Raw genomic sequence first — 1,518 nt, 5'->3', positions numbered from 1 at the left:
CGGTGCGCAAGGCGCACCGGCGTGGCCGCGACGTGGCTTAACGCTGGGCGTCGATCTGCTTCGTGTAGGTGTCGCCGTATTGCTTGTTGAAGGTGTCCTTCACGCTCTTGGTGGCTTCCATGAACGGCTTGGTGTCGAGGTCTTCGACCACCTGCATGCCGGACTTCTTCACACCGTCGATGATGGTGCGCAGGTTCTGCGCGTTGAGCTGGCGCTGGTATTGAGCAGCTTCACGCGCGGATTCGACCAGCGCCTTCTGCAGGTCAGGCGAGAGGGCGTCGAACTTTGCCTTGTTCATCACCACGATCAACGGGCTATATGCGTGGCGGGTGAGGCTCAGGTACTTCTGTACCTCGTAGAACTTGGTCGACCACAGCACGCCAAGGGGGTGCTCCTGCGCATCCACGGCCTTGGTTTCGAGTGCCGTGTAGAGCTCGGACACCGGCATCGAGATCGGGTTGGCGCCCAGCAGACGGAAGGCCTCGATGTTCATCGGGCTCGCGCTGGTTCGGATCTTGAGGCCTTTCACATCGGCCGGCGTACGTACCGGGTGCTTGGAGTTGGTGACGTTGCGCCAGCCATTGTCCCAGAACGCCAGGCCTTTCATGCCTTGCGCATCGAGGGTGGCCAGAAGGTCATCGCCGGTCTTGCCGTCGAGTACCCGTACGACGTGGGCGTCGTCCTTGAACAGGAAGGGAACGTCCAGCACATTCAGCACAGGCACGAGGCCGGTGAAGTTGTTCGAACCGGACATTTCGAGATCGATCGTGCCGCCGCGAACGCCGTTGATCAGTGCCTGCGCATTGCCCAGCGCGCTGTCCGGGAAGAGTTGCAGCTCCAGCTTGCCACCGGTCTTGGCTTTGAGCAGTTCATTGAATTTCTGCGCAGCGATGTGCTGCGAGTCGCTGCGCGGCGTTTCATAGCCAAAACGCAGCTTGGTCTGTGCCTGGCTCGTCAGCGGCATGGCTGCAAGCAGGCTGACGCATAGTGCGCTCAGAACCTGGATTCCTTTGACTTTCATTTGTCTGTCTCCTCTATGGCGTAATGCCGATTGCATGACGGGTTGCATCGAACGTTCCTGGTGCTCAGCGCATCCAGGACGCAGGAACTGTGACGAGTTGCGGGAAGATCACCAGCAGGAACATCACCAGCGTTTCGGCGATCAGGAAGGGCACCATCCCCTTGATGACGCTGTCGAGCTTGACGCGGGCGACGCTGGAGACCACGTTGAGGACCGTGCCGACGGGCGGAGTGATCAGGCCGATGGCGTTGTTCATCATGAACATGATCCCGAAGTAGTACGGGTCGATGCCGGCTTCCTTCACCAGCGGCATCAGCACCGGGGTGAGGATCAGCACCGTGGGCGCGAGATCAAGTGCCGTGCCGACCACGAACACCAGGATCATCAGCACGAACATCAGCAGGATGCGGTTGCCCATGAACGGCTGCATGATCTCGATGACCTGCCCGGGGATGTCCGCCAGTGTGATCAGCCATGCGCTCACCATCGAAGCGGCG

2 protein-coding genes are annotated in these 1,518 nt (G+C 60.4%); both read right to left on the bottom strand.

The features are described 5' to 3' along the window. Positions 1–37: 37 nt before the first annotated feature. Positions 38–1,021, bottom strand: coding sequence for a TRAP transporter substrate-binding protein (locus ACDA63_RS19480; RefSeq protein ID WP_373664965.1), 984 nt, complete (start codon positions 1,019–1,021; stop codon positions 38–40). Between the two features lie 64 nt (positions 1,022–1,085). Beyond that, positions 1,086–1,518: SLC13 family permease (locus ACDA63_RS19475; protein WP_373664964.1), on the bottom strand; the 433-nt coding region annotated here is incomplete at its 5' end.

It is taken from the genome of Uliginosibacterium sp. sgz301328, assembly GCF_041807905.1.
Classification (GTDB): Bacteria; Pseudomonadota; Gammaproteobacteria; order Burkholderiales; family Rhodocyclaceae; genus JBGVSA01.
Note: the sequence above shows the minus strand (reverse complement) of the source record. Positions and strands in the feature narration are given on the sequence as shown.